The 3,369-nt window shown below is 63.5% G+C and carries 3 protein-coding genes; all 3 read right to left on the reverse strand.

The features are described from left to right. Nucleotides 1-272: 272 nt before the first annotated feature. Nucleotides 273-1,220, reverse strand: a complete 948-nt coding sequence (gene arcC / locus MUO23_07995; GenBank protein MCJ7512896.1) for a carbamate kinase — start codon at nucleotides 1,218-1,220, stop codon at nucleotides 273-275. A 46-nt stretch (nucleotides 1,221-1,266) separates the two neighbouring features. Continuing rightward, nucleotides 1,267-2,247 carry an ornithine carbamoyltransferase gene (locus tag MUO23_08000; protein ID MCJ7512897.1) on the reverse strand — a complete coding sequence of 327 codons (981 nt, stop codon included), beginning with the start codon at nucleotides 2,245-2,247 and terminating at the stop codon, nucleotides 1,267-1,269. A gap of 65 nt (nucleotides 2,248-2,312) precedes the next feature. Then, nucleotides 2,313-3,263, reverse strand: coding sequence for an aspartate carbamoyltransferase (pyrB, locus tag MUO23_08005; GenBank protein MCJ7512898.1), 951 nt, complete (start codon nucleotides 3,261-3,263; stop codon nucleotides 2,313-2,315). Nucleotides 3,264-3,369: the final 106 nt, after the last annotated feature.

Raw genomic sequence — 3,369 nt, forward strand, 5'->3', positions numbered from 1 at the left:
AAAGCCGCCCACCTCTTCGGCGGGTGCCGGTGCGGCCGGCACTTCGGTTGCCGCAGGTTCGGCCGGCTGCTCGGGGGCTACAGGCGTTTCGCCGCCCCCGCCGCATGCCGCCAGCATCAGGGCCGTGACAATCAGCAGGCTGGCTAGGGTCCAGATACGCTTGTGCATTTCAACTCCTCCTTGTGATCCAAAGCATGGCTTGGGTAACTGCGGAATGACGAACGCTCGTCTCGATTCCGTCCACCTCCTTCCCCTCCGTGTCCGCTTGAAGCCTACGGCACGAGGCGCGTGCCGGTCTTGCCCTGCAGGGCCCGCTCGATGTTGGCCGGGTCGGTGATCAGGGCTTCCCCACCTCCACTCTGCAGATAGCGGATGATGGCCTCTATTTTCGGCCCCATGCTCCCTTTCGCAAAGTGGCCTTCGGCCAGGTATTGCCTGGCCTCCGCCAGAGTCAGCCGATCGAGCCAGGCCTGGTTCGGCTGGTTGTAGTTCAGGGCGACCTTCTCCACGGCGGTGGTGATCAGCAGAAGGTCAGCCTGGACGGCGGTGGCCAGCAGCGCCCCGCCGAAATCCTTGTCGATCACGGCCTCGATCCCCTGCAGGTCGCCGTGCTCATCCTCGATCACGGGGATGCCGCCGCCGCCGACGCAGATGACCACAAACCCGGCCTTGACCAGCTTCTGGATCGCCGGCGCCTCAATTACGCGCTTGGGGTCCGGCGAAGGCACGACCCGGCGCCAGCCGCGGCCGGCGTCTTCGACCACTGCCCATCCATCCGTCTGCCGGTGCTGCTCGGCCTGCGCCTGATCCATGAACGAGCCGATGGGCTTGCTGGGTTTCTGGAAGGCCGGGTCGTTCCGATCGACCAGCATCTGGGTGACAATGGTCACCGCCTCTTTCTGCAGCCCCCTTTTGCGGAACTCGTTGTGCAACGCCCGCTGGAACATATAGCCAATGGCGCCCTGCGTGTCAGCGCCGCAGTAGTCCAGTGGGACCATATGCAGCTCGTGCAGCGACAGCTCGGCTCGGCGCAGGATGAAGCCGACCTGCGGCCCGTTGCCGTGCGTCACCAGCACGTCCCAGCCGGCTTCGATCATCCCGGCGATGTGCGACATTGATTCCACGGCGGCCGCGTACTGGTCGGGGATGGTCTGATGCTGCTTGTCCTTGATCAGTGAGTTGCCTCCCACGGCAACCACCGCCAGCTTGCGCTTGCTCATCGGCTGTCCTCCAGGCATCTCGTCGTAGGCTGGCCGCGGCCGCCACTCAGGTCATGGTCAGGGCCAGGACCGCTTTCTGAGCGTGCATGCGGTTTTCGGCCTCGTCGTAGACCACGCTCTGCTCGCTGTCGATCACACCATCCGTGACTTCCACCCTGCGGTCGGCCGGAAGCGGGTGCATGTAGATCGCATCCGGTTTGGCGAGCTTCATGCGTCGCTCGTCCGTGATCCACGACTCGTACTTCTTGATGATGCGCGAGCCTTCGTCCACGTCGGTCGTGGTCAGCATCGCGCCCCACGATTTGGCGTAGACGATGTCGGCGTCCTTGAACGCCTTGTCCATATCGTCGGTGACCTCGAAGCCGGAGCCGTAGCGCCGGGCCTGCTCGCGCGCCTGGTCCATGATGTCGGGCATCAGCTTGAACTCGGGCGGATGTGCCAGCACCATGTCCAGTCCAAAGCGCGGCATTTGTAGCACCAGCGACTGGGGGACCGACATCGGCTTCTGGTAGGAGGCGGCGTATGCCCAGGAAACCACCATCTTCTTGCGGCGCAGGTCCCGCCCCTTCTTCTCCAGGATCGTCATCAGATCGGCCAGGATCTGGAACGGATGATAGACCTCACATTGCATGTTCAGCACGGGTACGCGCGAGTGCCGCGCAACCTCATTCAGGTACTGGTTGCCTACCCCCCAATCGACATGGCGGATGGCGATCCCATCGAAGTAGCGGCCGAAGATCTGGCCGATCTCCTTGGGGGTATCCCCGTGGGCAATCTGGGTGGTCTTCGACTCGATGAATGCCGCGTGGCCGCCAAGCTGGGCCATTCCGGCCTCGAACGAACCCCGAGTGCGGGTGCTCGAGAAGAAGAACAGCATGGCCAGCACCTTGTCGCGTAGGTAGGCGTGCGGCTCGCCCAGGGCCCGTTTGCGCTTGAGGTCAAACGCGACCTCGAGCACGGTTTCAACTTCCTCGCGGCTGAAATCAAGATCGCCGATCAGGTCTCGTCCGCGCAGATCCGTCTGCATTTCAGTTCTCCTTGTCTGAAGCGGTGAAGGCGCCGGCAGGCATCTCGCCGGACTGCGCCCCTCGCCTATTCCATCGCGCCCAAGACCAGCGCCAGCAGCGCCATGCGCACGACCACCCCGTTGAACGCCTCCTCCCAGTAGCGGGCGTGGCGGGTGTAGTCGACTTCCTCCAGCAGCTCGTCCATCCTTGGCAGAGAGTGCAGGATCAGCGAGTCCGGTTTGGCTTTCCGCAACAGAGCCTTGGTGACCTGGTAGTTGGCAGGCGTCAGGCCAACGTCGCCTTTGCGCTCGTCGCGCGACTTGGTGTAGTCCGGCTGAACCACCGGCTCCATGTAGATCACGTCGGCCTCAGCGATCGCCTTCGAAACGTGATCCACCTCGCGGTAGTTCAGATTGAGCTCATCCAGCTCGTGCTTGAACTCGGGCGTGAGCGACATCTCGGGCGGGGCGATGTAGGTCGCCTGGATGTCGAACTGGCTCATGGCATAGCTGATCGAGTGCATGGTGCGCATCCGCATGTCGCCGATGAGCAGGAAATTCAACCCGTCCAGCCGCCCCTTCTCCTTGTGAACGGTGTACATGTCGGTTAGCACCTGGGTGGGATGCTCCCCCCAGCCGTCGCCGGCATTGATCACCGGTACGCTCGACCAGCGGGCGGCCTCGTGCGGCGCCCCCTGCTGGAAGTGGCGCATCACAATCACATCCCCGTAGAACTCAAGCATGTGCACGGTGTCCTTGATCGACTCCTGGTAGAAGTCGCCGGCGCGGGTCATCTTGGCGTCGGCGAATCCCGTCACCTTGCCGCCCAGGCGCAGCATGGCCGCCTCGTGCGCAAGGCGGGTGCGGGTGCTGGGCTGGTAGAAGGCGGTGACCAGCGTCTTTTCCTTGAGCAGATCGGTGTTCTTGCGGTCGCGAGCGAAGGGCGCCAGCCGATCGGCGACCTCGAACACCCGGTAGTACTCGGATCGTTCAAAGCCCTTGAGTGAGAGGATGTCCCTCCCCATGAAGCTGCGCATGTTTCTCAACTCCTTGTTGTGGCGGAAGCCAACCAACTGGCTTCGGAACTCCGGACGATCAGTCCGCCTCGGCCTGGACCCCCACCTCCGACCCTAACCCTGCCGG

Source organism: Anaerolineales bacterium, from assembly GCA_022866145.1.
Lineage (GTDB): Bacteria > Chloroflexota > Anaerolineae > Anaerolineales > E44-bin32 > PFL42.